The sequence below is a fragment of the Pleionea litopenaei genome (genome assembly GCF_031198435.1).
GTDB classification, from domain to species: Bacteria; Pseudomonadota; Gammaproteobacteria; order Enterobacterales; family Kangiellaceae; genus Pleionea; species Pleionea litopenaei.
In genome coordinates this window covers 91,382-117,983 of record NZ_CP133548.1, presented here as the reverse complement: position 1 = coordinate 117,983, position 26,602 = coordinate 91,382, and the positions used below count along the sequence as shown (strand labels likewise).

The window sequence follows — 26,602 nt, the reverse complement described above, 5'->3', positions numbered from 1 at the left end:
TTGGCGAGAGATGGAATCATGAAACTGGACCTAAATGAGCGCAGTGATTTTGCTTCTAGCTGGTTGAACGAATTGCAATTGAATGTTGATTCGCTTTGGCAATATCCGCTGAGAGAACCGATTGAGCAACTGATTGCTGATAATTACAATCAACAATGGTCTCTTCAGCTGACGGCTGACAATATTTTTTGCAGCAACGGCGGTGACGAGTCAATATACATTTTGATGCGTTTGATAAAAGAGCAAAGTAAAATCATTTTGCCACTTCCCGCTTTTAGTCAATACACACAAGGTATTGAGAGTTGGCAGCTAGACAGTATTCAAATTCCCCCTAAAGACGATCTGAGTATTGACTTGGATGCGCTGAAAAATGCTATTCAAGAAACGCCTAATAGTATCGCTGTGGTTACCAGTCCAAATAACCCAACGGGGGAATTGCTTGATCTTACGGTCATTGAAAGTCTACTCACGCTTGCTCAATCAAATGGTAGTTGGATATTTCTTGACGAAGCCTATATCGAGTTTAGCGATCAACCCTCAGCGCTTGAATTGCTCAAGCGATTTGATAACTTAGTCTTATTGAGAACGCTTTCGAAAGCTTATGGTCTCGCAGGCATACGATTTGGTTATCTTATAGGTAGCACCAGACTCATCTCACAATTTAAACAACGTGCGATGCCCTTCAACGTTCCAGCACTCAGTCTGCAAATAGCTTCAGCGACTTTTCAAACGAAAGTACAAGACGATGTCACTCTATTTATTGAACGAATTAAAGCGAATCGTTCAGAGTTAACTGGATGGTTTAAAAATATCGGCCTTTCACCATTAACGTCACAAGCCAATTTTTTACTCGTACCAATGAGCGAGCAGCTGTGTCAACTTGCAACAACCGCCTTAGCGCAGCAGGGTATTCAAGTTAGGCAGTTTAACGATCAATATCTTAAAAATTGTATTCGAATTACTATCCCTTACTATTTGAATAGACTAGTCGATGGGTTACAAAAAGTATTTGCGCCAGAACTGCTTTGCTTTGATATGGACGGTGTGCTGATTAATACCTCCGAAAGCTATGATCAGGCAATCATAAAAACCGTCTACCAATTTACTCAAAAAACCGTAACCTTGAGTGATATTTTAAACAAAAGACGCAGCGGCGGATTCAATAATGACTGGGTTTTGAGCCACGCTCTGATCAACGAACGTTCAAAACAATCCATAGCACTTGATTCAGTCATTGAGTATTTTCAAAGTGTTTATCTTGGAAATGAGAATACGCCAGGGCTTATCTCTAATGAAAAAATAATGGTTGCCTCTGAGCTAAACAATCAACTTGAAGCGCTACCTATTGCGAAAGCAATCGTGACCGGTCGACCGCGTTTTGAAGCAGAGATAGGGCTTAAACAACTATCCAAAACTTCTTCGGTTTGGAATGATTTTAAGCTCATCAGTACCGATGATGTACAACAATGCAAACCGAGTCCTGAAGGCATCCTTAACCTAAAAGAGCGTTTTAACGTGTCTCGTAGTTGGATGATTGGCGATACTCCAGATGATATGCAAGCCGCGATCAATAGCAACTCCATAGCCATCGGTATCGGCCTTGAAAATGCTGATAAGTTGCGTTCGTCAGGAGCGAGTTTGGTGCTTGAAGATATCAATCAACTTACCGCACTGTTGCCAACCGCAGCAGCCAACAATAAGCGCTAATAAGGAGTGGAATAATGACGAACAATTCAATCACTATTCAACGAACCACAAAAGAAACCAATATTGATCTCACTCTGAATACACAAGGTAGTCAACAACTTGATATTCAAACCGGCATTGGCTTTCTTGATCACATGCTTACGGCATTAGCATCCCACGCGCGTTGGGATCTAACGGTCAAGGTTAATGGCGACTTAGAGGTTGACGATCATCACAGCGTCGAAGACGTGGCGATTGTGCTCGGCCAAGCCTTAGAGAAAGCATGGAGAGGTCAGAAGTCGCTTCAAAGATTTGGGCAACGTTTAATGCCTATGGATGAAGCGCTAATTTTGTGCGCCGTTGACTTGTCTGGTCGGCCTTATTTTGTTGGCGAGTTAAACTTCACTCGAGAGATGATCGGTGGAATCAGCAGCGAAATGTTTGAACACTTTTTCTATACCTTAGCGATGAATGCACAAATGACGCTGCACATTAAGCCTATGTACTTTAGAAACAATCATCATTTGATTGAGGGATGCTTTAAGGCATTAGCTTATGGATTAAAAGAGGCTTTTTCTCCAGCCAATGGAACCTCATCAACCAAAGGTAGTTTGTAGTGATTGAACCTAGTAAGGCTTATACCGTAACCATCATTGATACCAAAGCAGGCAATATATTCAGTTTAAAAGCCTGCTTGCAACGACTGGGCTGTGAAGTGATGGTCGCAAAAACGCCTGCTCAAGTTGTCGGAGATCGATTAATCATTCCGGGCCAAGGACATTTTGGGTCGGTTATGCAGCAACTAACAACCGAAGGCTGGCTTAGCTTCTTAAATCAATGGAAAAGCGAAGATAAATACTTGTTAGGCATATGCGTTGGCATGCAAGTTTTTTTCGAGCAGTCGGAAGAGTCTCCCGGCGTATTAGGCTTAGGTTGGCTAGACGGTAAAGTAAAAAAACTCAACTCGCCAAAACAACCGATGGTTGGATGGTCGAGTTGTCAGTTCAGTACCGCGTCATTTGAGTCAGGAATGCCCTACTTTGTGAACAGTTACGCCATAAAAGAGAGTCAGCAATGTATCGCTACAACCAGTTACGGAGAAACCTTTTGCGCCGCCGTCAAACTCAACAATCTGGTTGGTTTTCAATTTCATCCCGAAAAGTCGAGCCATTACGGCTCCAAGCTCGTCGCTCAGGCTCTCAACCTGAGCTAATACGTGGTTTAGATAGTAAGCGCTTAAAATACGAGTCGCTTCCTATCGCGAAATTGATTATTAAATTAAACACTGTGGAAATTCACTATGATTAAAAACACCCGGGCATCGAAACCGCAAATTGGGGATGATACAAATCTATTGACCGCTCGAATCATCCCTTGCTTAGATGTTGACAATGGTCGTGTTGTAAAAGGCACCAACTTTGTGAACCTTCGCGATATGGGAGACCCCGTAGAGCTGGCAATGCAATATGAGTGTCAAGGTGCCGATGAGATTGTTTTTCTGGATATATCAGCGAGCTCAGAAAACCGACCAACCGCCTTGGCAAACGTTACCCGCATTGCCCAGCAATTAAGTATCCCATTTACGGTTGGTGGCGGATTAAAAAGCCTTGCCGATGTACAAGCCTTTCTCGATGCCGGTGCTGACAAAGTCGCATTAAACACAACGGCAGTGACTCATCCAGAAATCATCGAACAAGTTGCAAAGAGCTATGGTTCTCAATGCGTCGTTGTCGCCGTCGATGTCAATAAACCTAGCCAAGACTCGTCACCTCAGCTTTACATTCACGGTGGCAGAACCTTAGTCAACAAAGACTTCAATCAATGGGTTAATGAAATACAGCAACGTGGTGCGGGCGAAATTTTATTGACCTGTATGCACCGCGATGGAACCGGTCTCGGATTCGATAATGAACTGACTGGTGAGATTGCGAAAAATGCAAAGATACAAGTTATTGCCTCTGGTGGTGCCAAAAATGAACAGCATTTCTTAGAAGCTTTTCGCCATGGTGCTGATGCTTGTCTAGCCGCAGGCATGTTTCACAGTGGTGAGTATCGAATAGATCAAGTCAAACAGTTTTTAGCCGACAACGGCGTGAAAGTTAGAATTTAATTAAGGAACATTCATGTTAATTCCATCGATCGATTTAATGAATGGTAAAGCCGTTCAGTTGAAGCAAGGTAAAGAAAAGATCTTAGAGCGTGACAACGTTTTTGAGTTATTAGAAGAGTTTTCTATCTATGGTGAAGTGGCCATCATTGATTTAGATGCCGCACTTGGAAAAGGCAACAACGAGCAGTTGATTATTGACTTGTTAAAGGTTCGACCTTGCCGAGTTGGTGGCGGTATTCGTGATCTTGAGACGGCACAAAGATACCTTAAAGCGGGTGCCAGCAAAATTATTATTGGGACAAAGTGTCGCGAAAGCTGGGTAAAGAAATTACCGAGAGAGTCATTGATTTTTGCTATTGATGCAAAAGGTGACTATTGGTCTACCGCAGGCTGGACGAATACAGAAAGTATCACCGTTAATGAACTAATTCCTGAATTAGAAAAAGATTGCAGTGAATTCTTATACACCCAAGTAGAAAAAGAAGGCATGTTGCAAGGTCTTGATCGCGAAAGAATTCAACAAGTTGTAAACCTTAGCAAGCTACCAGTCACGATTGCTGGCGGTATATCCACACTGGATGACATTCAATGGTTCACGGCATTAGGTGCCAATGGTCAAATTGGTATGTCGATTTATACTGGGCAGTTACAACTCCAAGATTGCTTTATTGCTCAACTCGACTTTGAAAAGTCTGAACTCATTCCGACCATCGTCCAAGATGCCTCTACTGGCAAGGTTTTAATGTTAGCTTATTCAAGTCAAGAATCTCTGGTCCAAGCGTTATCAAGCAAGCAAGGAACCTATTGGAGTCGTAGTCGCCAAGAGATTTGGACGAAAGGATTAACCAGTGGCAATACGCAACAGTTAGTGAATGCAGATGTTGATTGTGATGGTGACACCCTATTATTTAAAGTTAACCAGACAGGAAATGCCTGCCACTTTGAACGATATAGCTGCTTCTCAAGTGAGCAAAATGACTTTACATTAAACAAATTGGAGCAATTATTAGAACAGCGAAAGCAAACGCTGCCCGATGATTCATTCAGTACCAAATTATTCCGCTCCGATAAGCTAAGAGCCGAGAAAATTCAAGAAGAAGCACTGGAGTTGATTGAAGCACAATCGTTTGATGATGTGCGATGGGAGGCAGCAGATTTGTTATTTTTTGCCTTAACCGATGCCTTAGCAAAAGGCGTAAGCTTGAGTGACATTACAAGTGAACTGAGAAGTCGCTTCAATGATCGCCCCATGAAATAACCGAACAGTGAGCACTTGTATGAAATCTTCAATTATTTACTCAGCAAAAACTTGGCAGCGACCATTTTTAGCTCAAGAAAATAAAATATCCGATGTAGTTGCAGACATGCTCGAGACCATTCGTAAAGATGGAGACTCAGCGATTGATGAATACGCGCTACAATTTGACGGTCAAAAGCCAGCAAAAATCGAGTTACTGCCCTTTGATGATTACAAGCTTGATGAGTCGTTAAAGTTATCGATTTTAGAGGCCGCTAAACGAATCAAACGCTTCGCGCGCTTTCAAAAGGAAGACATTGGCAATAAGTCGTTTAGTGATTCATTTGGAGAATATGGCCAAGTCGTTAAACCCATCGCTCGGGCCGGTTGTTATATTCCCGGTGGTCGCTATCCTTTGATTTCAACGGCACTGATGACCTTGATTCCTGCCAAAGTCGCTGGTTGTTCGCAACGAATAGCGGTATCTCCTTCACTTAACCCAGCTATTCTTGCAGCGGCCTCTTTGGCCGGCGCAACCGACTTCTATCACGTTGGCGGCGTACAGGCCATTGGAGCTTTAGCCTTTGGCTATCGAGACTTGCAGCCCGTCGATATAATCGTTGGGCCAGGCAACGCTTACGTCAATGAAGCAAAGGCTCTCATTCAACGACAAATTAAAATCGATGGTCTCGCGGGACCGAGCGAATTGCTTGCGTTGTGCGATGCCAAAACACCCATAGAATGGTTAGCACTAGATGCACTGGCTCAATCAGAGCATGATCCTATGGCGCTGTCGATAATTGTCAGCAGCGATGAAAACTGGCTCAAAACCATGGAATCCTTTTTAAGGAACGATAAGAAGTACGACCGTTTGGTCAGCAACCAACAAATCCTATTGCTATTGACCTCATCAACCGAAGAAGAAATCGAATTTTCAAATGACTTTGCGCCAGAACACTTAATGCTCTGCAATGCGAATATTTCAGTTGAAGAATTAACCAATTATGGTTCGTTATTTGTCGGAATAAACAGCGCTGTTGCGCTGGGAGATTATTGCAGTGGTCCAAATCACACGCTACCGACCGCCAGGTTTGCGCGACAAACAGGTGGACTCAGTGTACAGACCTTCTTAAAAACTCAGACGATACAGCGTATCAACGAGCAAGGTAGACAGCATCTAAGCCAAGTTGCCATGCCAATTGCCAATGCAGAAGGCCTCGAGTTTCATTATGAGAGTCTACGGGTTCGAACAAAGTGAGATGACTTACAACGCTATTATTTACCAATCTTAAAGTCTGACTCGCTTGAGTTTTTGCGTTTTACGTCGTACATATTTTGATCGGCTAGTTTGAGTAACTCTTTACCCTCTTGCCCATCGAGAGGGTACATTGCGGCACCAATAGAAACAGTGAGCGTTTTAGTGATGATTTGATCGTCGATTATGATATAAAACTCTGACTCAAAGATTAGGATATTATTTCTAATAACTCGCTGCAATTGATCAATAGAATAGAGCGAAGTGATAATGGCCGAAAATTCATCGCCGCCAATACGAGCAAAAAAGTCTCTACGACGAGTGTTCATTCGAAGCTTCGCACCTAACTGAGACAATACCTGATCGCCTGCATCGTGACCATACTCATCATTAATTGGTTTAAATCCATTCAGATCAAATAGCACCACAGCAAACGACTCATCATTTTTTTGAGCAGTAACTAACGTATTCGCCAATCGTTCTTTAAACGCTCGACGATTCGGCAACAATGTAAGCTCGTCTTTAAAGGCTTTCTCAGTCAAAGCTTCCATAAGAAGATGTCGTTCTAGCGCTAAACGTATCGTTCTTTTCAGTAAGGGTGCATTCAGCTCATCTTTGGGGATATAGTCTTGTGCACCAAGTTGCACTGCTTTCTCACCAAGCGCTTCGTCATTTATTCCAGTAATCACAATGATCGGTAATCCACCCACTACTTGTCGGCATTGTAAAAGTGTGTCTAAACCAGAAACATCTAATAGATTCAGATCGAGCAATACAATATCGAAAGAGTCTGACTTTGCTAACTCTCTGAGTGCTCTAATCGAGTCAAGTGTTTCTACAAAATAGCGCCCCTTCTCATCTTCTAGCAAATAGCGTTTGGTTAAATGGCAATCTTCTTCATTGTCATCAACGACTAAAACTTTTAGCTGTCTAAAACCCATATTACAGCAACTCCTCAAATGATAACTTGATATTCCTTTCCCAATATTTCGTAAGCAATGCTATTAGCTCTTTTACGCCTCGATAATTCTCTGGTTTGACTAAATAGGAATTGGCGCCACTTTGGTAACAATTGAGAGCATCGGTGTTTAACTCAGATGTTGTGTAAATTACAACAGGAATACTTTTAAAGCGCACATCGCTCTTTAAGGTTCTAAGTATTTCAAGACCATTCATTCTTGGCAGGTTTAAATCTAACAGTATGATATCGGGAAATAGGCCAAAATGATGATCCCAAAGTTTATTTAAGTACTCGAACAAAGCCGGTCCATGATTAACCGTATTCAGTTCAATCTCTTCTTCAGCTTCTTTAATCGCTTTTTCGAGCAAATAAATATCATCTGGGTCATCTTCAATCATCACTAGCTTTAACATTTCTAAATCGACTCATCGTTGGTTAATAATAATTTCAAATCGACTTCCCTCACCAAGAGTTGAAATTGCGTTAATACTTCCTCCATGTACTCGAACTATTTGTTTGCATAGAGACAATCCTATTCCACTTCCCTTCTCTTTATCACCACTTAATTGTTTAAATGGTTCAAATATCATCTCGCAGTAGTCTTGTTCAAAACCTACCCCATTATCACTAACCGAAATTTTAAACTGTTGTAACAACCCTTTTTGCTCGTCTTTACTCTGAATTCGATCAATGTCAATTTTAATCACGGCCGTCCGTTCAGGATGAGCATAGCGAATGCTGTTTTGAATAAGATTTTGTAAAACTTGTGTAAACAATGAAACATCGACGAACAGAATCTCGTCAGACATCAATTGAATATCAGCACCAGTTTCTTCAATTCTTAAACTCAGGTGTTCTCTAACGGTATCGACCATTTGGCTGAGTTTCACCTTAGACTTTTTAAGCTTTTGCTGTTGTACCTTTGCAAGTGACAATAAGTCTTTAATCATGCCTCTCAGCCGAATCGCCGCGCTATGAATTCGACTTAGTTCAAACCGAGATTCTTCATCAAATGAATCGGCTAGACGAGCCAGCAATCGATCTGAAAAAGCGGTGATCTTTCGTAGCGGTTCTTGCAAATCGTGTGACGCCACATAGGCAAATCTTTCAAGCGCTTTATTCGATTCACTCAGCAAGTAGGAGTTTTCACGCAGTTCAATCTCAGCGGACTTTCGCTGTTGAATATTTACGATAGAGCCAGATAAATAACGTTTTCCACTGTTCTTAGATTCAACGATTCGACCGCGCAGTAGAAACCATTCAAAGGTTCCTGACTCCGTCTCGCCTTGGTACTCAATAAAGAGTGGTTTACCTTTTAGAATAGCATCTTCGATAGCGGCTCTTATCATTCCTCGGTGATCAACGTGAATAGGCGTAATCCAGTCAGATAGCTTTAGCTCGGTTTGTAAATATTGATCAAACATTTTCACCAAAATAGGTGAGCTCCACATAACATCATCGTCAATTTGATATTCCCAAATGCCATCTGAGGTTGCCGAAATCGCACGATCAAATCGTTGTTCCGTTCGTTCGATTTCTCTTTCTGCAAAATCAATATCTGACAGGTCTTTAAATGAAACTAGGGTAAACGGGGTGTTTTGGAAATTCTTTTTGACCAGTGAAACTTCTGCTTTCACATATGCACCATTCTGCAAACGGATGTGCAACACTTGACTATCACCTGTTTCATAGTCTTCTGCGTCAATTCGAGAGCCGTTTTGAACTAGTGCGTCTAAGTTGACACCAATAATATTTTCCAAACGCTTGTTTAACAACTCACTACTTTTACGTTTAAATAACTGTTCAAACGACGAATTCACTTGCCGTACTTTTTGTCGCTCATCCAAAACCGCTAACGCGACGGGAATGGAGTCCGCCATATATTTAAAAATAGCGTCTTCGGCAGATTTATGCTCCAACGCTAGTCGACGTTGAGTTTCGACATCCAACTGCTCATTCACCGAAACATATTGCGCGGGAGAGGGAATCTTTAATGCAATCGGAATGACTTTGAATAAATAAATTGCGGTGGTTACGGAGACTAATGCGGTGAGCGCCTTCATAATTCCATGGAATCCATAAACACCTTTCCAAATAGTAATGATTCCAAAAATATGGGTGATCCCACAGAACAGAATAAACAGAGAAAAGAGCACGAACGTACTTTTAAATCGAATATCTTGACGCTTACGAATGAAGAGTAGTAGCGCTATCGGTATCGAAAAATAAGATGCAGCAATTAATACATCGGAAATAACATGAGTCCATAAAATGCCCGGCTGCCAAAGATAGCAATGCCCGTGGGGCATATAGTCCCCACGCAAAAATCCTTCCAATATTGACATTAAAAGTCCTCACGCGATAGTTCGGTAGTTCGACTTCAACAATCGTCCAAACTAAGTGTAGTTCAAATAATGTGCAAAGTAGTAAGCCAAGGATAAAAAGACCTTGGCCATTTAAATAGACAGGAAGGCTAGGTTATCGGATTTTAGATAACGTATTGTAATTATTGATTTTTCTCACTTCCATTTGAGACCAGAGTGGCGCTAATCTTGGAAAAAACAACAAGCCAAACAAGTGATATTTTTTGTTTTATCTTAAAAATTTGAGCGATATTTCTCTATTTCGAGAATCTCCGCTCAAAATAGCAAGTATTATCGCATTGTATCTAACGCTTAAATTGCTCAGTATCAACTCAGCGCGTCATCTGTTTACCTAGTTTTCTAACGCCGCATTCAACACTTGTTCGATCAATTCTCGGTCACGATCATTGATATTATCTTGATCAATTGAGCGTTGAATATAGCGAATAAGAATATCTTGTGCTTCAGCTGGGTTACTTCCCCCTTCTTTCTCGGCGAGTGCAACTTGTGGAATCACATAACCAATCGCAAACAAATCATACTCTTCCTCGGCTTCCATGGCTCGAAGGCGTGTCTCTAACTGAGACCAAAAATCGTTCATTTTCTTAACCCTTATCCCAAACGCATTACAACACTCGAGCTATGCTACTAAATTTAGCAGCTATAATAAAATAATTAGTTATGGTTAAAGGTATAAATATATGGGAGTTCCCTCACAAGAAGAATTAACGCAGGCATTATCGACCGCCGCTAAAATGCGCGAACAAGATAAAGACCCAGATCACTTAGCCAAGTGTTTACTCAATCAACACTATCAACTTGAACTGATGAATAAAGTGGTTAAAGCAGCAAAAGTGTATTTACGCTCTGGTCATGGTTCACGAGAACATAGTCAATTACTAAAAGCCATCGAGCAAGTTGAGCAGCATGAACACAACTCGACCGATGACTTAACTAAACGTCCTTTGTAGTTTTTAGACTCCCTGCTTCTCAACAGAACCTGGACGATCCTTTGTCATTGCCTTAGTGTTTTGATCAAGACCCAATACCGGTTAAGTCGCCGCTTTCATCTGTTGAACAAAGGTTTTCAATGCCTGACACATCGACGATGGATCTTGTCGGTGCTCTTCAATTATCTTAACGACGGCAGAGCCGGAAATAACACCAGAAAATCCATGAGCTTTTGCTTGCATCACGTGGTCGGGACTAGAAATACCAAAGCCCATCACCGGAGGCGCAGCCTGATAGTCGGTTAGTGCTTGCATGGTTTCATTCGATGGCATAACCGCTTGACTTTCAGTACCGGTCACCCCAGCTCGCCCAAGCACGTAAGTATAACCTCGTGAACGTTTTGCGACGGTCATTAAGGTTTTCTCACTTGGCGTCGGAGGTAGAATGTGAACCGGCGCAATCCGATTTTGCAGAGCATATTCGTCGAACACATTGGTTTCACGCAATGGCACATCAGCAATCAGTAGGGAATCAATATCAGCCGTTCGACAGCGTTGGTAAAAGTGCTCGATACCGTCTCGATAAACTAAGTTTGAATACAACAACAATCCGATTGGAATGCTAGGCGCATAGGCTCGGACTCTTTGCAACAATTCAAAGCACTGCTTAGGCGTTACGTCAGCTTGCAAAGCTCTGATCGCAGCCGCTTGAATGGTTGGACCGTCCGCCACCGGGTCTGAAAATGGAATGCCTAATTCCAACGCATCAGCACCACTGTCAATTAATGTGGTTATAATTTGGTAGCTCGTTTCTAAATCTGGATCGCCAAGCATTACAAAAGGAATAAAGGCTATCGAATTGTTCTCGCGACATTGCGCAAATAATGATTGGTACCGTTCCACGTTATTTCTCCTCCTGCTTGATGGCCAACTGGCGGACATACTCTAAATCTTTATCACCTCGCCCCGATAAATTAACTAAAATTAATTGGTTCGAATCGACCGTCTCTGCCAACTTCATCGCATAAGCAATTGCGTGAGATGACTCTAGTGCAGGAATAATTCCTTCATTTTTTGATAATGCTTTGAATGCGGCTAATGCTTCTTCATCGGTGACCGCTTCATAACGTGCTCGGCCGATCGACTGCAAATAAACGTGTTGCGGGCCTACTCCTGGATAATCAAGCCCAGCCGACACAGAATACGATTCTTCAATTTGACCTATGTCGTCTTGCATAATCTTAGTATGAGCGCCATGTAAAATTCCTAAGGAACCTTTACATAGAGTGGCTCCGTGTTGATGCGTATCTAAGCCCTTCCCGGCCGGCTCAACACCAATTAATGCGACCTCTTCATTCTCAATAAAATCAGCAAACAGTCCAATGGCATTGGATCCTCCGCCAACACACGCAATGGCATAGTCGGGTAAGCGGCCAGTTTGCTCTAACATCTGAGCCTTCGCTTCTTCACCAATCATTTTGTGAAACTCACGAACGATGGTTGGGAATGGGTGTGCACCTGCAGCCGTTCCAAGTAAATAATGAGTATTCTCATAACTCGCAGCCCAATCGCGCAACGCTTCATTAATGGCGTCTTTTAACGTGCCACTACCATTGTTAACCGGAATGACTTTGGCCCCCATTAACTCCATTCGATAAACGTTCGGTTGTTGTCTAGCGCAATCGACGGCCCCCATATAAACCACACAGGGTAACCCCATCAGTGCACAAGCTAATGCCGTTGCCACGCCATGTTGTCCTGCGCCTGTTTCTGCAATAATGCGGGTTTTTCCCATTCGTTTGGCTAATAAAACTTGCCCTAAAACTTGATTGGTTTTATGCGCACCACCGTGCAACAGATCTTCTCGCTTTAGGAAAATACGACCTTGCCCAGGCTTTGATAAATTCTTACATTCATACAATGGCGTTGGCCGCCCTGCGAAATCTTTTAACAAACGAGAAAACTCTGCCATAAAACTTTCGTCATCAATTGCGTCGTAGAAGGCTCGCTCAAGTTGCTCTAAAGCTGGCACCAGAATTTCTGGAACAAACATGCCTCCAAAATCACCAAAGTACCCACTTTGCTGTTGCTTTTCGATTGTCTCTTCTTGTGCTAAACGCTTTGCTTGATCTTTCATTACTTCCTCACTAAGCCATTCATTCGGCAAACATTCATAAATGCCTGAATCTTTGCAGGATCTTTTTTACCCGGTTGATTTTCAACCCCGCTACTCAGGTCAATGGTAGCCTCGGGGTAAATTAATAAATCGGTTACGTTATCAATATTTATTCCACCAGCGATAACGATATTTTTGCTATCACAAACTTCAAATAACTTGGTCAACCAGCGCCAGTCAAACCGCTTACCAGACCCACCTTGTTGGTCTTTGGTTTGATAATCAACAACGACTTTATCTACGGTTTCGAGCCAGTCGACTATCACCGAGACATCATCACTTGACGTCAAGGGTAATGCTTTCCAAAGCTGCTGTTCATAACTCAAGGCACGTCGTAACTCACGAGCAAAACTCTGTGATTCATGGCCGTGTAACTGAATGGCCTTTAGAGGCACTTGTCGACACGTTGCCATAATATTATCTAACGATTCATCGACAAACACCCCAACATAATTGCCAGCGACGCTCTTAGCAATCTCTGATGCTGTTGCAACCGACACGTATCGCTTTGAAGGTTGATAAAACATGAGCCCTAAAAAGCTTGCTCCAGCTTGGTGAGCGACTTCTGCACTGACTGAATCAGTGATACCACAGATCTTTACGGATCCATAAACCAACTTTTTCGCAGCTTTCGCAACATCCTTCGAAGCCATTAACGACGAACCAACCAAAAAGCCATTCACGCAACTGGCTAATCGCGAAACATCTGAACGAGTTTCAATACCTGACTCAGAGATAATTAATCGATCTTTTGGCAGTGTCTTCGCTAACCTTTCGGTCGTCGCAAGATCTATGGTTAATGTTTTAAGATCTCGATTATTGATACCGATAATTTTAGCTCCAAGCGCTACAGCTCGCTGACTCTCTATGTCACTATGAACCTCTGTCAACACATCCATTGAAAGGCTCTTTGCAACTAACGCTAATTCTCTGTATTGCTCGTCATCTAGCACTGATAACATCAATAAAATCGCATCGGCTCCAAATCGTCGTGCTTCATATACTTGATAGGTATCAATAAAAAAATCTTTGCATAACACGGGCACACTTGAGAGCTCTGAAATTTCTTTTAAGTACTCATGCTTACCGGAAAAATATTTCTCATCGGTTAAAACAGATATCGCGTCCGCACATCCCTTATAAGCATCGAAGCAATCTTTCGGATTGAAATTTTCACGAATGATGCCTCTCGAAGGCGATGCCCTTTTGTACTCTAAAATAAACCGATTACCCGGTGCAGACATAACGTCATGCAAGCTGCGAGTCGAAGGCGTCAACTTTTCTTGAAAGGTGTCTAATGGACACTGTTGTTTTCGTCGTTCAACTTCTTGCCGCGTATTCTTGACAATATTTTGCAGAACATTTGCTTTATCCGCCATTGGTCAGCTCCGCAATTCGTGCCAGTCTTTGCGCTACTCTACCTGATAGAATCGCTTCTTGAGCAACCTTCACGCCTTCAGCTAGATTCGCAACTTTATCAGCAAGCAGTAAAACGGCCGCCGTATTTAACGCGACGACATCATTATGCTCTCGTTGTCCAACGCCTTTTACCACGCATAAAAGTGCCGCTGCGATGGCCTCAGGGTCATCGATTTGCAAACGACTTAATGGCGCTTGCTCTAGGCCAGCTTGCTCTGGCGTAATGACCTCTTCTGTGATTTCGCCATTATTTAAAAAGGCGACATTTGTCGGGCAATGCAATGCAATTTCATCGAGTCCGCCACCATTTACCACCATGGCTTTTTGACAACCTAATTGTTGAAGCGCTTTTGCCATAGTAACGAGAAGTTTTGGATCATACACCCCCATCAACTGCACATTCGGTGCCGCAGGATTAGCCAGAGGACCAATTAAATTGAACAAGGTTCTGGTTTTCAATGCGGTTCTAACTGGCATAACATGTTTCACACCTGGGTGATAAAGAGGTGCAAAAAGAAAGCAAAAATTCTCTTGTTCCAAACATCTCGCAGCAACATCAGGCGTTACATCTAATTTAACACCAAATCGTTGCAATACATCTGAAGAACCGCTTTTCGACGAAACTGAACGGTTGCCGTGTTTGGCAACCTTAACACCACATTCAGCAGCAACCAGTCCAACAATGGTCGAAATATTTATCGTACCTAATCCATCTCCTCCCGTTCCACAAGTATCAACCACCGTGCCTTGAACTTGCGGGAATGGCGTTGCGCTGGCGCGAAGCGCACTTGCTGCGCCGGCAATCTCGTCACTCGACTCGCCTTTAAACTTAAGAGCAACCAATAGCGCAGATATTTCAATCTCGGTCAGCTGTCCTTGGACGATTCGCGTGATCAATTTTTCCGTTTGTTGTCGATCAAGATGATCGCCTTGATAAAGTGACTCTAGTATTTGATTCATAACTCACTTCCTATATTGTTCTTTTGTGCCAGTTTACTCTCAGATAGCTTTTCACTTGATAGAGACGATTCGCCTTCAAGCAAAAGTTGAACGCCCCTTTCTAACAACTCACTTCCTTGCGTTGATAAAACCGATTCTGGGTGAAATTGAAATCCAAGCATCTTATCTTGTCGATTAAAAATAGCCATGATGATATCGTCAACGTTCGCTAAAACATCAAAGCCATCAGCGACCTCGTCAATCATTAACGAGTGGTATCGTCCAACCACCATTGGATTCGTTAGACTCGCGAAGCAGTCGGATTGAACATGATTTAAAAGAGCCGCTTTTCCATGAACAGGAACGGGCGCTCGCACAACCTTCATACCATAGGCAGAAGCGATCAGTTGATGCCCTAAACAAATTCCTAAAACCGGTTTCTTTCCTCGAACTTCTTCAAGTAGCATTAGACAGTTACCGGCTTCTAAGGGACCACCAGGACCAGGAGACAAAACAATTAAGTCGGCGTTTAATGCCAATGCAATCAGTTGTTCAAGCTCGACGGAGTTACGAACCACCGTCACCTGATGATTTAAAAGTCGAAACTCTTCAACTAAGTTGTAGGTGAACGAATCGAAGTTATCGATAAACAGTACATTAGCCATGAAGCGCCTCCTCTGAATCGGCAGACATTGACTTATTGGCCAGATGTACCGCTCGAATAACGGCAGCCGCTTTATTTTCAGTCTCTTTAATTTCGGAGACAGGTTGTGAGTCAAACACAATACCGGCGCCCGCTGAAATCACAGCCACTTTATCTTTCACTAAAGCACTACGAATAACGATGGCAGTATCCATATCGCCAGCGGCATTGATGTACCCCATCGCTCCGCCATACACGCCTCGATATTTCTTTTCAATGCTGCGGATAAGCTGTGTCGCTCTGACTTTTGGTGCGCCTGAAAGCGTTCCCATATTCATACACGCTTGATAGGCACTTAAGGCATCAAACTCATCACCAAGCCGACCTGAAACTTTTGACACCAAGTGCATAACATGTGAATAGCGATCAATTTCTAGTAATCGGTCAATCTTACGTGTGCCCGAGTCGCAAACTCGCGCTATATCGTTGCGAGCTAAATCAACCAACATCAGGTGTTCTGCTTTTTCCTTCCCATCGTTCTTGAGCTCCAATTCTATGCGAGCATCTAAGTCATGATTAATCGAAAGATCTTTGTTCAGCCCGCGTTTTCTTGTGCCAGCGATAGGATAAATACTCAGTCGGCGATCACTGGCATCAAACTTCACAGCACTTTCAGGTGAAGCACCAAACAATTCATAGTCAGACGACTTTAGGTAAAACATATACGGACTAGGGTTTGACTCTCTTAACGCCAAGTAGGAAGAAAACGCATTAAGGCATGGCAATCGAAAATCTCTCGCTAATACCATCTGAAAGACATCGCCTGCTTTGATGTGTTCCTTTGCTAATTCGACATACTCTGTAAATTGTCGGTCGTTAACATTCACCTCAATATCGCTAAGGTCGACCGACTTTTCATTTGACGTGTTCAATGAATTGCGCGAGACACCCTCATTTAAGACTGTCTCAATTTTACTTATGCGGCCCTGATAATCATTAACAATTGAACTCTGATTATTTCCAGGGAGAGCTTTCACAATAACTCGCTGACTTAAGTTTTCATGATCAACGACAATCAAATTATCCGCTAAGAAAAATTCATAATCAGGAAAGGGTTGTGACTGCTCTACACTGGGAATGGATTCAAATAATTGATAACAATCGAAACTAAAGGTACCGATAAGCTGCGTTGTTTGGTCGTCAGTATGCTGACATCGATACAGCGATAAAACGATTCTTAACACATCAAACACACTTGGCTCGATTAATTTTTCTCGTTCATCAACTTGCTGCTTTAATGGTTGGTGCGAAACAGTGATCACCAGTTGATTGTCATTTTGATTAACCCGCTCAAACTGTTCAGCGATCAATGGTAATGCTTGTTGCCCATTGGCATTCAGGGCAACGAGAGTAACGTTTTCGCCAAGACACGTTATTTTTAATGCTGCAGAGAGAGCATTATCACACTTCGTGTGTGTTCTTTAGTGCTGATTGAAGCGGTTTCTAACAAGGCCACTGGACTGTTGAACAGGTTTTGCAGCGACTGAAATACATCAGTCACTGCTACCTTACCATCAAGTGGTTTTGTTAAGGTGATTACATTCATTGTTCACGGTTCCCTTAATCGTGTTGCACATTAAGCGGCTTTGCGCAAACTACTACGCCGTCCGGCAGCACGAATAAATGCGTCTAACTCAGTCATCAATTGGGCAAACTGATCGGGATACAGTGACTGCTTACCGTCAGACAAGGCTTCTTTTGGCTCATGATGCACCTCGATAATGACACCATCGGCTCCCACGGCGACGGCCGCTTTTGCTAATGGCCCGACTAGTTCGCGAATACCGGTGCCATGCGACGGGTCAACAATAACGGGTAAGTGTGACTTGCGCTTCATCAAGGCTACCGCATTTAAATCGAGCGTATTTCGCGTTGCCGTTTCGAAAGTTCGGATTCCTCGCTCACACAAAATGACATTAGGATTGCCGGCATCAACAATGTATTCAGCAGCCAATAAAGTTTCTTCGATGGTCGCGGCAATACCGCGCTTTAAGATGACTGGCGTGTTTGTTCGCCCAACCGCTTTTAATAAATTGAAATTTTGCATATTTCGCGCGCCTATCTGTAGCGCATCGACGTGCTGACAAATTAGATCGATATCAGCCGTATCCATCACTTCTGTCACAGCAGGAACGCCTAACTCTTTGCTGACTTGTTGCATAACTTCGAGTGCTTCTTTACCACCGCCCTGAAAACTGTATGGGCTGGTTCGTGGCTTAAAGGCTCCACCACGTAAAGCAACCGCTCCGCCTTTCACTGCGGCTTCAGCTGATGCCCGAAAACTTTCCAAGCCTTCAACCGCACAAGGGCCTCCAATAATAGAAAAGTGCTCGCCACCAAAAGGCACTGAACCTATATGCACAACTGAATCAGCCGGGTATAGCTCACGACTCACCAACTTATAGTTCGATAGAATGGGCTTTACATCATCCACCATCGGATGAGCGGTAATATTCAGCCCTTGTAATACTCGCTCATCGCCTAATGCACCTAATACTGTTCGTTCGGTTCCCGGCATGTATAAGGGTTTTAGGCCTGCGCTCTCAATTTTATTTAAAATTTCATCAGCGTCGTGTTTTGTTGCTTCTGCTTTCAGTACGATAATCATTGTTCCATTTCCTTTTAAGTGTATTTTTTAAAGCCAAAAAAAAGCCCGCTATTCAGCGGGCTTCCGTAAAATTATCCAACCAATACGCGACCGTCACCCGCTCGACCGTCGCGAGATGTGCCACCACCAGTTACCTAATTGTTGAGTAAAAATTATTGTTTGCATGTTCATTCAGTAAATTTAAACGTTAAAAAAAAAGCCCGCTTAGTTGCGGGCTTTTGTTATTCAGTCTTATGACCGTTACATACTGTTGGATTGCACCAACCAAAAAGCCCGTCAGGTGATTTGCCACCACCAACGTGCTTGCCAAGATGCGCTTACAACACCATCAATCGATGGAGCGAACTGCGCTGTATGTTGAGTCATTTTCGTTTTCATGTTCGTGAGAATATTGGATCCCATTCCACTCGTCAACAGTAAATTTGCGATATTTAGTAACCTAAGGTTATTAAGGCGCAAACGTTTACCGGTTCAGTTGTATAGTCAATGTGTTAGCGCTTAAATAACTTTGCGAGCAGGCTGACTATCAATAAAGCTTCGTGATTCTTCTAACTGAATATGCATTACTTCGACTTCAACATTAATGCCCTGAGGCACGCCAATCACCTTTAAGCACAAATCAGCGATATTGCCGCGCGCAGGTAAATGAACCAAATTAGAAAACAAAACACTCGATTCAAATTCTAATTGTTGAAAGTCTACCGGAAGTCGATGTTTGCCTCTTAAGTCTTCGTATTCCATGAATAAGGCGATATTGCCATCGATGTAATCGTCTAACTTTAGGCTGCACAGAATGTTTAAAGCAACCGACCAAGGAAGCTCGGTTTTAACAAATTCTCGCGGAATATAATCCGACGCATCTAAATAAAGGGTATGCGTGTACCCGTTGTTGATCTCCAACTGCTCCATTTTGCTTCTCTCTTGCTTTTTTGCTTTGCTATGACTTGGCCTTATTATTTTTTTTACCAAATCTTTCTTTTTCTTCTCTTTCACCGCGAGACAAACAGACAAAGTTTGTTTCTTAGAGCATCGCACCAGCGTCTACAACTGATTAATAATCAATCAAACGCTTGTGCGGGCGCTATGGTGTTACAAACTGAGATAAAAATCAATGATCAGCACTTTAAATGTGAATAATCACCGAAGTTGTCTAACCGGTTTTTCGCATCTCTGGGCCACCTGGTGGCTCAACAACACGAATAAACAGCTCGTCTAATGTAAAGTCGAAGCTGGGCTCTTGATACTGTAACTCTAAACTTACCTGTTCAATCGGACCACGAATGGGCACTTTTACTAAATTAGAAAAGAGCAGCTCTCCGTTTCTATCTTGAACTTGTTGATCAATCAACAACGACTGCTCGCCACGAGAATCGAGATAATTGATATTAAGCGCGACTAACTGAATGTTAAGGGAATGCACCTTAATCCACAGTGCCACATTAAGTGACACAGACCAGGCTAACTCCTTGGACGCACAGTTTCCGCTACTCGGTAAGTACTGTTCCGGCGTTAGCCGTGTAATTACTTTCGATATTGGTGCCATGCCCCACTACCACTATTAATGGGCGATATACTCTATTTAGCACAGTGGTCAAATAAAAATGTGACCCTGTTCATCTTTTGTGAAAATTTGAGATATAGAATTGAAAATAAAGACCTACTCCGCAAAAAAGCGAATGTTTTCTGAGACTTAGAGCAGTGTGAATTTTAACCGTTTTTATGTAATTCGGCTATTAAAAGCGGCGGTTCAAACTTTAAGGCACTAACCGGTGCGAGCGCAGCATCGTTTAAACTTAGCGCCACTTCCACATGGGCAGGTTTCATTGCGCCCGATTTTGATAGGAAATCCATCGGTCGGTTGTATATCCCCCGACACATACAACCACTGGTCACCATCTAAACGGAACAAACTCTTTTCATGCAGGCAGGCCAAGTATCCATCTATTAATTGATACGCTTTAAATTCAACCATCGCTTGATCCGGCGAAACCGCTTGGTGCGACAATACATCTAACCTCATCCAATGCTGCTGCTCCGCCGTCTCTTTCAACATTTGCGCTGTTAGCTCTTTGCGGGTTTCTGGTGCTTGAGTACGAAGCAAATACTCACCCATCGCCTGACAATAAGCAGAGTAACGAGAACGCATGAGCGCCTTTGCCGTTACTGGCAACTCAGCACCACTTAATATGGGCTGACAGCAGTCTTGATATGACAAACCACTGTCGCAAAAGCACGGTGTGTCATTCTTCTCGGATTTGCCTAGATCGACGCGCTTTGTGTGACTCATTGATCCGCTCTATTTTCCTAAACGTTTACCTTAAGCATTACTTAAGTCTTAAAAGATACCTCAGGTAGAGGCTTACTCGGAGTCACGCAGTTTACCACAGAGGTACTCTCAAGCAGCCACATGAGTCACCTGATAGAATTAATTTCGCTGAAATTTTCAGCGAACTGCACACCTTCTGAGCAAAATCTCAATGAAATCAATAATTCTTGAGTTTTTACTTGAGTAATCATGCACTTTTCGCTAAATTTGCACCCCTACGCGCCCGTAGCTCAGCTGGATAGAGTAGTTGGCTTCGAACCAATTGGTCGGGAGTTCGAATCTCTCCGGGCGCGCCAAATAAAATAAGGCTCACCGATAGGTGGGCCTTTTTTATTTCCATGGATGGAATGTATGCCACAAAGAGACAGGACGTCGATGTGGCGATTGATTAATAGCGAAGAGAACTCCTAAAGTTCGACAAATTTGACAGGCGTTAATTCGTTCCCGACGTCTTAACGCACTTCCACCATCCATGGCGGTCGGCGTTAATTCGTTCCGACGTCTTAACGCACTTCCACCATCCATGGCGGTCGGATCAAATTTGGACATCGGAACACCAGTGACGATGGTCCCGTTAGGGACGAAGCGCATGGATGCGCTGAGCAATCTCTCCGGGCGCGCCATCTAACAATGGGTTAGTAATTAAGAGCTACTAACCCTTTTTAGTTTTCCCTCAAAATGTTAATCACTAACATTAACCCCATGGTTTTAATCAACATCCAAGCATCCTTCTTTAGGGTGAAAATAGGTGCGAAAGCGAAGGTCTTAACAGATCACTTATGGTTAAATTGATAAACAATAGTTTAAGGCTGGTGTCAGAGGACGGTAACAAATACTTGTTAAATTACAACCCATTACCCTCTATCATAAGTAGCTATGTAGTAAAAGGTCTATCATATAAATTTCTCAGCTATGTTTTAACCGTACAGTTCACTTCCAAATATCTCTCGCTTTTCAGGATAGCTATGACCAGAGATAATTAGATCATCATCTCCTGTTTGCACATTTACGGATAACTCTTCCCCGTCACCTCATACATCCGAATTGCTGCATTACAAGTTTCCCCCCTTATTTCAAAGGTAAACTCCTCCTCCTGTTTACTCCTTGAATCGATGGTAACTTTTATAACGCCTGCATTTGGGGCGGAGCACCCAGTGCGGAGGTCCCAGCCCATGAAGTGGGCGAACAACATGCTCTTGTTATAACGGGATAAGCGCACCATTGCCAGCCACCTTAAAATGTGTGTTTTCTTTGAAATCTATCACTCTTACTGGAAGCTCACCCTCAGGATTTGGCTGCAACTCAGAAAGTATTGATGATATGTAGTAATTAAGATCTTCTTTTTTGAAGAAGGTCTTTGCTACCAATTTGGGATGATCGTCATCAGTCCGAACTACGGCCAAGTGAGAAGCAGGACGACGCTTGAAGCCTGGCGGTACGTATATGGCTTCGGCCTCGCAATACTCTTGGATTATTTTCGAATATTTCCCTTTCATCGCTCACCCAGAGTTATAACGTTCAAAGTTGCGGCTGCGAATCTGCAACCTTTCATTGTTATGTGTTACTCTTTTATATCTTCTATTGTATGATTTACAGCGATGACTGACCCGTAAAGCGCTTCAGCTAACCCATCATCTGATTTATTTACTGGCTTAAATGCCAAAGCCTTGCCACCATCTTTAGTTGCTGACAAAAATTCAATTTCAGGAATAATGTAAGAGTTATCATATCTTAGACAGATATCTCTTCGATACTTCTCGATATCAAATTCCTCATCCAAAGTTAAATCTACAGTTGCAGTAACTCTTATTTTCTTCATTCAGTTCCCATAACGCTTTGCACAGCCGCGGTGCGGCAGGCGGTAATTTTGCACCTAACTTTGTGGCAGCTAGCTATCGTCGGTTGCTGCAACTTGTTATATGGACACAGCAGTCTTCAAAGACTCAATGGTAGCCAACCAAGGACTATCATCACCATCTTCGCACCACAGTTCCAACAGCTCAGAATTCTCTGAGGCAACCACTTCCAAAAACTTTAACGCTTTAGCCCTAAGCTCATCAGTGATGACTGGCTTAACTTTCAAAACCCACTCAAGCGTACTTTCAGTGTAGGAATCATTTTGAGTGCCCTTACCAAGAGCTTGTGCGATTACTTCAACTGCTGCGATACCTTCTTCACCTTCAGGCGCTTCTAGATATTCTTCCCCTTCGCTCAAAGCACGATCTATGGTTGCTTCGATATATCCTAAATCCGACTGATTCTCTAACTCATACGCCCAATCACAGGCAGTATCATTACCAAAAGGTTCGTGAGACCAAGCTCCCATTACATTCTCCTTGTACATATAACTGTTGATTGTATTCAGTAAACCACAATTAAATTCGAATACTTATTTAAACGTTGCCGAATAGCTTATTTAAAACGGATACTTACCTAACTTCACTTTAAAGTCAATGCAAGGCTAATGCACAATACGGTACTAACTGAAAAGAAATTAAGCAGCGAATTAATTTCAGTACTTAAATCATCTTGTGCCCAAACGCCGTTTACCGATACCTATATTTCCTTAGCGTCATGTTCAACTTCTCATCCATCCGTTAGAATTATTCAGCCTTCTTATTAAAAATCTTCTCAAGTGCTTTTGGATAAGCGTTATCGAAATTATCAAGCCCCAATTTTTTACGTTGCTTTTGTAAACTATCATATAACTCGTTCGCCCGATTACGGACAGTTTGCTTTTCATTCTCACTTAAACTCATATCAATACCAGCAAGACTTTTTGCGGTTGAGACCTGTATATCACCTCTCATCTTTGCAAGCTTGTACCAGCTTAATGCAGCAATAGCACTACTTTTCTCTTCCGCTGCATTTTTAGCCTTTTTGTATTTAAAAGCATGGATATTTCCGATATCAACTAAGTTTTTTGTGTAGCCAAAAACTGCCGCAGATAAATAATATTTAGTTGCAGAGTCAAAATCGCCAGCTCTCAAGCTTCTATCACCTAAAATCTGCAAAGCCTTAGGTTCTTGTTGCTCGGCTAACTTAACTAGAATTTCAGACTCGTAACTTTCATAAGGAGAGGTGATGATCGAACCATCATCCATAAATTGAGGATAACCTCGTTCTTCTTGCCACTCCCTTATTTGTACTTTTTCCAAATCTGATATCCCTTCGCTCTTAGCTATTCTCTCAGCAGAGACTTCTTCCGAAACTTGCTTCTTCGAAGTTAATTCGATCTGCTTAACAATATCTGTAGGACCAGTTACTTTTTTAATTTTAGCTTCAATCTGTTTCGAGCCTAAATCATCATTAACATGGTTAAGTAACCAATAGCCAAAGCCACATAAAACAATAATTACTACAAACAGATATAAATATTTTTTCATTAATAAAATCACCATAATTTATAGCGATGGTAACTCCTAAAGTTCAACCAGTTAAGATGAGTCAAAACTCAGCTATTCAACAGAGACTAACTTTTCATTGTCAAAGTAAAAAAAGAGCAAACCTATTTGAACATAGTTACCTTTCTTTTCATGGTCAGCGAGAACTCTATCCTCTCGATACTTTACCAATAGCTCTTGTTTCGATAACCCAATATTTCTCGCAAAATAAAGTCATTATATTTCTCGACGGTCAAATAGTGATGATGTAATTCTTCATCCAAAGTCGCCTTCCCTATTTTCATTGATGCGTATAATAGAAACAACAGCAAAAGAGTAACGACATTAGAAATTGCCAAGACAAGAATCACATTTGAGCGCTTGCTCATATCTTTACACCTTTTCAGTTAGGTTCAACATTGAATGAGCGTTAAGGTTCCTGGTTGATAGTGAACCAGATACTTTTCGTCCGCACTACGAAGCTGAAGTTCACGCGCAGTTGAACTTACCTCCGTTACCTGAATAGATTGGCCTGAAAGAGGTCCAACGCCTTCAATACACCCTTTAACGGGTAATGCCATAGAGTAATCTCTAGTGACACGGTCCAATGTGTCGAGTGTATAGACATAGCGACCCGAGCGACTAACGACCAGTAAGTATTCCATGTTTGAATCAAAGCCAATCGCAATCACAGACCCCATGGCAACACTCATACTACTCTCTCGAACACTTCGACTAGGTTCTTCAGCGCCATAAGATTGAGAATCAACGAGTTCATTCAACCAATCTAATTCTATTGAGTCTTTATTATTTGAATCTTTCTTGTTTAAATCACTCTTGTTTAATTCATTCTTGTTTAAGTCAGTCGTGCTTGAGCGAGTCTTTCGTCGCTCAGTATCGTTTGAGTCAGTTTCCTCAAGGTCCAGATCTTCAAAATCAATATCAATTTCGAAATCTAAGTCTTCACCCTCCTTTTCTTCACTAGCCCTGTCATTATATTTCCTCTTCTTGGTTCCCCAACCTCTTTTGTCTCGTTCATCCAAAGCTTTCTTGACACACCCAGGACACTCTTCCATTTCATTTAGTAATTTTTTCCAGTTATTACCTTTAGACTCAAGAGTCGCGTAATAAAACCAACTTTTTGAACATTTCGGGCAGTTAATAAATACAAAAGCCGTTGAAATTATCAAAAAAGGAAGCGCCGTCAGATACCATTCATATCCGAATGTGAGTCCCTTAACCTTTAGAAAAAGCGCCGTAGCACTGACGGCAAAGGAAATAAAAACAATTAGGTTCCAACGAAGATTTCTTCCCGATGATTTAAACAAGTTCTTTTTATAGGTCATCTAACTTACTTCTATTAAACAAAAGACTATTGATTAAATTCGGCTTTTTCAAACTCATTAATCAAAAATACCCAGTCGCTCTTATAGTTTCCAACCCATGCAACGTACAGCCATACAAAGTCTCCATTCTTGAGTTCAGAGTCAATATATGGAATCAAGGGCTTTTGTACCGCAAGCCAATAGAACTCGCCCTTTTCTTCAACTTTTATTTGCTGCAAATACAACTCTGCTATTTCTTCCTTTTGGCCGATCGACTTTAACCACCCTCGAATCACCCTCAATTGACTCTCAGGTGTATTTCGAGCTTCTTCGGTCACTCTTGCAAAAACTAACATTGGATACCTAGGAACGTAGTTAAAATCCACAGTTCCCACCATTTCTTTATGCTCTTCTATGGTGGCAGCAAGGGTTTTTTCTTTGTAATCTTCCCAACCAGCTTGAGCACCGGTCAAAAATAGAGCTGTAACGATGGCTAGAACGCTAGTATTAATGTACTTCACGGATTGCAAGTCCTTTACTTATAAACTGTATGGACAGCATTTTACTTACGCTGAGAAATTATAGAAGGCTCTTACTACCCCGTCGTCGCTGTTAGCTGTTTCTAGACTTGTCTCCGAGATTAGGGATGGAAAGCCTTTATCATTTCCCTGATGAGTCCTATCCGGCTATCTGCAGCTACCAATTGCGCCAGCGCCCTTTCTCTAAACGACGTTTGACTAATGCTTTATATTTTACTGGAGATAGGTCATCTTTTCTCTTATGCCTTTTCTGATTGCAATACAAACACGCGGCAACAATATTTTCGTAAGAGTCATCTCCACCATCTCGATGAGCGGTTAAATGCTCCCCTGTACACATTAAGCTCTCTGCTTGTTTTTTGGTAACCTTCAGTTTTGATATAACTTCTTTGGGCGACTTTGCCCACATAAGCGTTCCACAATAATAACAACGACCTTGTTGCTGGTTAAAAGCGCGATTGCGGGGTTTCTTGAGAGATATTCTTGGTTTAGACATACGGCCTCCAACTGGTTTAGGTTGCCTGAATCAGATTATTTCGTGATATCAGGAACCAGTTGAATCGCTCGAACTGGCAAAACAGAAGTCTTAGAAGATCTTCTATGCGAACAGTACACCAGCCAT

The 26,602-nt window shown here is 42.3% G+C and carries 31 protein-coding genes and 1 tRNA gene; 8 read left to right on the top strand and 24 right to left on the bottom strand.

Annotated features, from left to right (window positions below; translation table 11 throughout):
* Positions 1-18 precede the first annotated feature (18 nt).
* The 6 genes from Q9312_RS00450 (at position 19) to hisD (ending at position 6,291) form a co-directional block, all read left to right on the top strand.
* Positions 19-1,707: an aminotransferase class I/II-fold pyridoxal phosphate-dependent enzyme gene (locus Q9312_RS00450; protein ID WP_309202557.1), complete on the top strand. Its 1,689-nt coding sequence runs from the start codon at positions 19-21 to the stop codon at positions 1,705-1,707.
* Positions 1,708-1,721: 14 nt separating this feature from the next.
* Complete coding sequence (gene hisB / locus Q9312_RS00445; protein ID WP_309202556.1) at positions 1,722-2,303, top strand: imidazoleglycerol-phosphate dehydratase HisB; 582 nt, start codon at positions 1,722-1,724, stop codon at positions 2,301-2,303.
* Positions 2,303-2,899 carry an imidazole glycerol phosphate synthase subunit HisH gene (hisH, locus tag Q9312_RS00440; protein WP_309202555.1) on the top strand — a complete coding sequence of 199 codons (597 nt, stop codon included), beginning with the start codon at positions 2,303-2,305 and terminating at the stop codon, positions 2,897-2,899. Before hisB ends, hisH begins: the two co-directional genes overlap by 1 nt.
* Before the next feature lie 87 nt (positions 2,900-2,986).
* Positions 2,987-3,796, top strand: coding sequence for an imidazole glycerol phosphate synthase subunit HisF (hisF, locus tag Q9312_RS00435; RefSeq protein WP_309202554.1), 810 nt, complete (start codon positions 2,987-2,989; stop codon positions 3,794-3,796).
* Between the two features lie 13 nt (positions 3,797-3,809).
* Positions 3,810-5,054: a bifunctional phosphoribosyl-AMP cyclohydrolase/phosphoribosyl-ATP diphosphatase HisIE gene (hisIE, locus tag Q9312_RS00430; protein ID WP_309202553.1), complete on the top strand. Its 1,245-nt coding sequence runs from the start codon at positions 3,810-3,812 to the stop codon at positions 5,052-5,054.
* A gap of 19 nt (positions 5,055-5,073) precedes the next feature.
* Positions 5,074-6,291, top strand: coding sequence for a histidinol dehydrogenase (gene hisD / locus Q9312_RS00425; RefSeq protein WP_309202552.1), 1,218 nt, complete (start codon positions 5,074-5,076; stop codon positions 6,289-6,291).
* Between the two features lie 17 nt (positions 6,292-6,308).
* On the opposite strand, the gene Q9312_RS00420 is transcribed toward hisD, so the two are convergent.
* From Q9312_RS00420 to Q9312_RS00405, 4 genes are all read right to left on the bottom strand, one after another.
* Complete coding sequence (locus Q9312_RS00420; protein ID WP_309202551.1) at positions 6,309-7,229, bottom strand: GGDEF domain-containing protein; 921 nt, start codon at positions 7,227-7,229, stop codon at positions 6,309-6,311.
* A 1-nt stretch (position 7,230) separates the two neighbouring features.
* Positions 7,231-7,662 carry a response regulator gene (locus Q9312_RS00415; RefSeq protein WP_309202550.1) on the bottom strand — a complete coding sequence of 144 codons (432 nt, stop codon included), beginning with the start codon at positions 7,660-7,662 and terminating at the stop codon, positions 7,231-7,233.
* 12 nt (positions 7,663-7,674) lie between these two features.
* Complete coding sequence (locus Q9312_RS00410) at positions 7,675-9,594, bottom strand: sensor histidine kinase (RefSeq protein WP_309202549.1); 1,920 nt, start codon at positions 9,592-9,594, stop codon at positions 7,675-7,677.
* Positions 9,595-9,964: 370 nt separating this feature from the next.
* Complete coding sequence (locus tag Q9312_RS00405) at positions 9,965-10,213, bottom strand: hypothetical protein (RefSeq protein WP_309202548.1); 249 nt, start codon at positions 10,211-10,213, stop codon at positions 9,965-9,967.
* A 100-nt stretch (positions 10,214-10,313) separates the two neighbouring features.
* On the opposite strand from Q9312_RS00405, the gene Q9312_RS00400 reads away from it, so the two are divergent.
* A complete protein-coding gene (locus Q9312_RS00400) occupies positions 10,314-10,583 on the top strand; it encodes a hypothetical protein (protein ID WP_309202547.1) in 270 nt (89 codons plus the stop codon).
* Between the two features lie 81 nt (positions 10,584-10,664).
* Here Q9312_RS00400 and trpA read toward each other — a convergent pair whose 3' ends face one another.
* The 11 genes from trpA to Q9312_RS00345 all read right to left on the bottom strand — a co-directional run bounded on the left by trpA (position 10,665) and on the right by Q9312_RS00345 (position 20,694).
* Entirely contained in the window at positions 10,665-11,465 is an 801-nt protein-coding gene (gene trpA / locus Q9312_RS00395) for a tryptophan synthase subunit alpha (protein WP_309202545.1), read from the bottom strand.
* A 1-nt stretch (position 11,466) separates the two neighbouring features.
* Positions 11,467-12,699: a tryptophan synthase subunit beta gene (gene trpB / locus Q9312_RS00390; RefSeq protein ID WP_309202544.1), complete on the bottom strand. Its 1,233-nt coding sequence runs from the start codon at positions 12,697-12,699 to the stop codon at positions 11,467-11,469.
* On the bottom strand, positions 12,699-14,117 hold the full coding sequence (trpCF, locus tag Q9312_RS00385) for a bifunctional indole-3-glycerol-phosphate synthase TrpC/phosphoribosylanthranilate isomerase TrpF (RefSeq protein ID WP_309202543.1): 1,419 nt from the start codon (positions 14,115-14,117) through the stop codon (positions 12,699-12,701). The genes trpB and trpCF overlap by 1 nt, the downstream gene beginning before the upstream one ends.
* Positions 14,107-15,117: an anthranilate phosphoribosyltransferase gene (gene trpD, locus Q9312_RS00380; RefSeq protein WP_309202542.1), complete on the bottom strand. Its 1,011-nt coding sequence runs from the start codon at positions 15,115-15,117 to the stop codon at positions 14,107-14,109. Before trpD ends, trpCF begins: the two co-directional genes overlap by 11 nt.
* The gene (locus tag Q9312_RS00375) at positions 15,114-15,761 is read right to left on the bottom strand and encodes an aminodeoxychorismate/anthranilate synthase component II (RefSeq protein ID WP_309202541.1); all 648 of its coding nucleotides are present in this window, start codon (positions 15,759-15,761) and stop codon (positions 15,114-15,116) included. Before Q9312_RS00375 ends, trpD begins: the two co-directional genes overlap by 4 nt.
* Positions 15,754-17,175, bottom strand: a complete 1,422-nt coding sequence (locus Q9312_RS00370; protein WP_309204530.1) for an anthranilate synthase component 1 — start codon at positions 17,173-17,175, stop codon at positions 15,754-15,756. The genes Q9312_RS00375 and Q9312_RS00370 overlap by 8 nt, the downstream gene beginning before the upstream one ends.
* Before the next feature lie 2 nt (positions 17,176-17,177).
* Complete coding sequence (locus Q9312_RS00365) at positions 17,178-17,345, bottom strand: hypothetical protein (RefSeq protein WP_309202539.1); 168 nt, start codon at positions 17,343-17,345, stop codon at positions 17,178-17,180.
* Positions 17,346-17,375: 30 nt separating this feature from the next.
* Positions 17,376-18,407 carry a 3-deoxy-7-phosphoheptulonate synthase gene (gene aroF / locus Q9312_RS00360; RefSeq protein ID WP_309202538.1) on the bottom strand — a complete coding sequence of 344 codons (1,032 nt, stop codon included), beginning with the start codon at positions 18,405-18,407 and terminating at the stop codon, positions 17,376-17,378.
* Between the two features lie 498 nt (positions 18,408-18,905).
* Positions 18,906-19,418, bottom strand: coding sequence for a hypothetical protein (locus tag Q9312_RS00355; protein WP_309202537.1), 513 nt, complete (start codon positions 19,416-19,418; stop codon positions 18,906-18,908).
* A gap of 139 nt (positions 19,419-19,557) precedes the next feature.
* The gene (locus tag Q9312_RS00350; RefSeq protein ID WP_309202536.1) at positions 19,558-19,950 is read right to left on the bottom strand and encodes a hypothetical protein; all 393 of its coding nucleotides are present in this window, start codon (positions 19,948-19,950) and stop codon (positions 19,558-19,560) included.
* 219 nt (positions 19,951-20,169) lie between these two features.
* Positions 20,170-20,694: a YchJ family protein gene (locus tag Q9312_RS00345; protein WP_309202535.1), complete on the bottom strand. Its 525-nt coding sequence runs from the start codon at positions 20,692-20,694 to the stop codon at positions 20,170-20,172.
* Between the two features lie 258 nt (positions 20,695-20,952).
* Here Q9312_RS00345 and Q9312_RS00340 point away from each other — a divergent pair.
* A tRNA-Arg gene (locus Q9312_RS00340) sits at positions 20,953-21,029 on the top strand.
* A gap of 34 nt (positions 21,030-21,063) precedes the next feature.
* On the opposite strand, the gene Q9312_RS00335 is transcribed toward Q9312_RS00340, so the two are convergent.
* The 9 genes from Q9312_RS00335 to Q9312_RS00295 form a co-directional block, all read right to left on the bottom strand.
* Positions 21,064-21,282, bottom strand: coding sequence for a hypothetical protein (locus Q9312_RS00335; protein WP_309202534.1), 219 nt, complete (start codon positions 21,280-21,282; stop codon positions 21,064-21,066).
* A 650-nt stretch (positions 21,283-21,932) separates the two neighbouring features.
* Positions 21,933-22,229, bottom strand: a complete 297-nt coding sequence (locus Q9312_RS00330) for a hypothetical protein (protein ID WP_309202533.1) — start codon at positions 22,227-22,229, stop codon at positions 21,933-21,935.
* Between the two features lie 65 nt (positions 22,230-22,294).
* The gene (locus Q9312_RS00325) at positions 22,295-22,552 is read right to left on the bottom strand and encodes a hypothetical protein (protein ID WP_309202532.1); all 258 of its coding nucleotides are present in this window, start codon (positions 22,550-22,552) and stop codon (positions 22,295-22,297) included.
* A gap of 96 nt (positions 22,553-22,648) precedes the next feature.
* On the bottom strand, positions 22,649-23,059 hold the full coding sequence (locus Q9312_RS00320) for a DUF4259 domain-containing protein (protein ID WP_309202531.1): 411 nt from the start codon (positions 23,057-23,059) through the stop codon (positions 22,649-22,651).
* A gap of 277 nt (positions 23,060-23,336) precedes the next feature.
* A complete protein-coding gene (locus Q9312_RS00315) occupies positions 23,337-24,119 on the bottom strand; it encodes a hypothetical protein (RefSeq protein ID WP_309202530.1) in 783 nt (260 codons plus the stop codon).
* Positions 24,120-24,301: 182 nt separating this feature from the next.
* Complete coding sequence (locus Q9312_RS00310) at positions 24,302-24,505, bottom strand: hypothetical protein (protein WP_309202529.1); 204 nt, start codon at positions 24,503-24,505, stop codon at positions 24,302-24,304.
* A 24-nt stretch (positions 24,506-24,529) separates the two neighbouring features.
* Positions 24,530-25,462, bottom strand: coding sequence for a hypothetical protein (locus Q9312_RS00305; RefSeq protein ID WP_309202528.1), 933 nt, complete (start codon positions 25,460-25,462; stop codon positions 24,530-24,532).
* A gap of 26 nt (positions 25,463-25,488) precedes the next feature.
* Entirely contained in the window at positions 25,489-25,962 is a 474-nt protein-coding gene (locus Q9312_RS00300; RefSeq protein WP_309202527.1) for a hypothetical protein, read from the bottom strand.
* A gap of 175 nt (positions 25,963-26,137) precedes the next feature.
* A complete protein-coding gene (locus tag Q9312_RS00295) occupies positions 26,138-26,476 on the bottom strand; it encodes an HNH endonuclease signature motif containing protein (RefSeq protein ID WP_309202526.1) in 339 nt (112 codons plus the stop codon).
* Between the last annotated feature and the right edge of the window lie 126 nt (positions 26,477-26,602).

Bases quoted from the DNA above. Each gene is read 5' to 3' on its own strand.
- Q9312_RS00410 (WP_309202549.1), bottom strand. From the start codon at position 9,594: ATGTCAATATTGGAAGGATTTTTGCGTGGGGACTATATGCCCCACGGG.
- Q9312_RS00375 (WP_309202541.1), bottom strand. From the start codon at position 15,761: ATGGCTAATGTACTGTTTATCGATAACTTCGATTCGTTCACCTACAAC.
- hisF (WP_309202554.1), top strand. From the start codon at position 2,987: ATGATTAAAAACACCCGGGCATCGAAACCGCAAATTGGGGATGATACA.
- Q9312_RS00310 (WP_309202529.1), bottom strand. From the start codon at position 24,505: ATGAGCAAGCGCTCAAATGTGATTCTTGTCTTGGCAATTTCTAATGTC.
- Q9312_RS00330 (WP_309202533.1), bottom strand. From the start codon at position 22,229: ATGAAAGGGAAATATTCGAAAATAATCCAAGAGTATTGCGAGGCCGAA.
- Q9312_RS00335 (WP_309202534.1), bottom strand. From the start codon at position 21,282: ATGTCCAAATTTGATCCGACCGCCATGGATGGTGGAAGTGCGTTAAGA.
- hisIE (WP_309202553.1), top strand. From the start codon at position 3,810: ATGTTAATTCCATCGATCGATTTAATGAATGGTAAAGCCGTTCAGTTG.
- Q9312_RS00405 (WP_309202548.1), bottom strand. From the start codon at position 10,213: ATGAACGATTTTTGGTCTCAGTTAGAGACACGCCTTCGAGCCATGGAA.
- Q9312_RS00295 (WP_309202526.1), bottom strand. From the start codon at position 26,476: ATGTCTAAACCAAGAATATCTCTCAAGAAACCCCGCAATCGCGCTTTT.
- Q9312_RS00305 (WP_309202528.1), bottom strand. From the start codon at position 25,462: ATGACCTATAAAAAGAACTTGTTTAAATCATCGGGAAGAAATCTTCGT.
- hisD (WP_309202552.1), top strand. From the start codon at position 5,074: ATGAAATCTTCAATTATTTACTCAGCAAAAACTTGGCAGCGACCATTT.
- trpCF (WP_309202543.1), bottom strand. From the start codon at position 14,117: ATGGCGGATAAAGCAAATGTTCTGCAAAATATTGTCAAGAATACGCGG.
- hisB (WP_309202556.1), top strand. From the start codon at position 1,722: ATGACGAACAATTCAATCACTATTCAACGAACCACAAAAGAAACCAAT.
- Q9312_RS00350 (WP_309202536.1), bottom strand. From the start codon at position 19,950: ATGGCACCAATATCGAAAGTAATTACACGGCTAACGCCGGAACAGTAC.
- Q9312_RS00450 (WP_309202557.1), top strand. From the start codon at position 19: ATGAAACTGGACCTAAATGAGCGCAGTGATTTTGCTTCTAGCTGGTTG.
- Q9312_RS00400 (WP_309202547.1), top strand. From the start codon at position 10,314: ATGGGAGTTCCCTCACAAGAAGAATTAACGCAGGCATTATCGACCGCC.
- Q9312_RS00420 (WP_309202551.1), bottom strand. From the start codon at position 7,229: ATGGGTTTTAGACAGCTAAAAGTTTTAGTCGTTGATGACAATGAAGAA.
- Q9312_RS00365 (WP_309202539.1), bottom strand. From the start codon at position 17,345: ATGAATGTAATCACCTTAACAAAACCACTTGATGGTAAGGTAGCAGTG.
- aroF (WP_309202538.1), bottom strand. From the start codon at position 18,407: ATGATTATCGTACTGAAAGCAGAAGCAACAAAACACGACGCTGATGAA.
- trpD (WP_309202542.1), bottom strand. From the start codon at position 15,117: ATGAATCAAATACTAGAGTCACTTTATCAAGGCGATCATCTTGATCGA.
- Q9312_RS00415 (WP_309202550.1), bottom strand. From the start codon at position 7,662: ATGTTAAAGCTAGTGATGATTGAAGATGACCCAGATGATATTTATTTG.
- trpB (WP_309202544.1), bottom strand. From the start codon at position 12,699: ATGAAAGATCAAGCAAAGCGTTTAGCACAAGAAGAGACAATCGAAAAG.
- Q9312_RS00345 (WP_309202535.1), bottom strand. From the start codon at position 20,694: ATGAGTCACACAAAGCGCGTCGATCTAGGCAAATCCGAGAAGAATGAC.
- Q9312_RS00320 (WP_309202531.1), bottom strand. From the start codon at position 23,059: ATGGGAGCTTGGTCTCACGAACCTTTTGGTAATGATACTGCCTGTGAT.
- Q9312_RS00325 (WP_309202532.1), bottom strand. From the start codon at position 22,552: ATGAAGAAAATAAGAGTTACTGCAACTGTAGATTTAACTTTGGATGAG.
- Q9312_RS00315 (WP_309202530.1), bottom strand. From the start codon at position 24,119: ATGAAAAAATATTTATATCTGTTTGTAGTAATTATTGTTTTATGTGGC.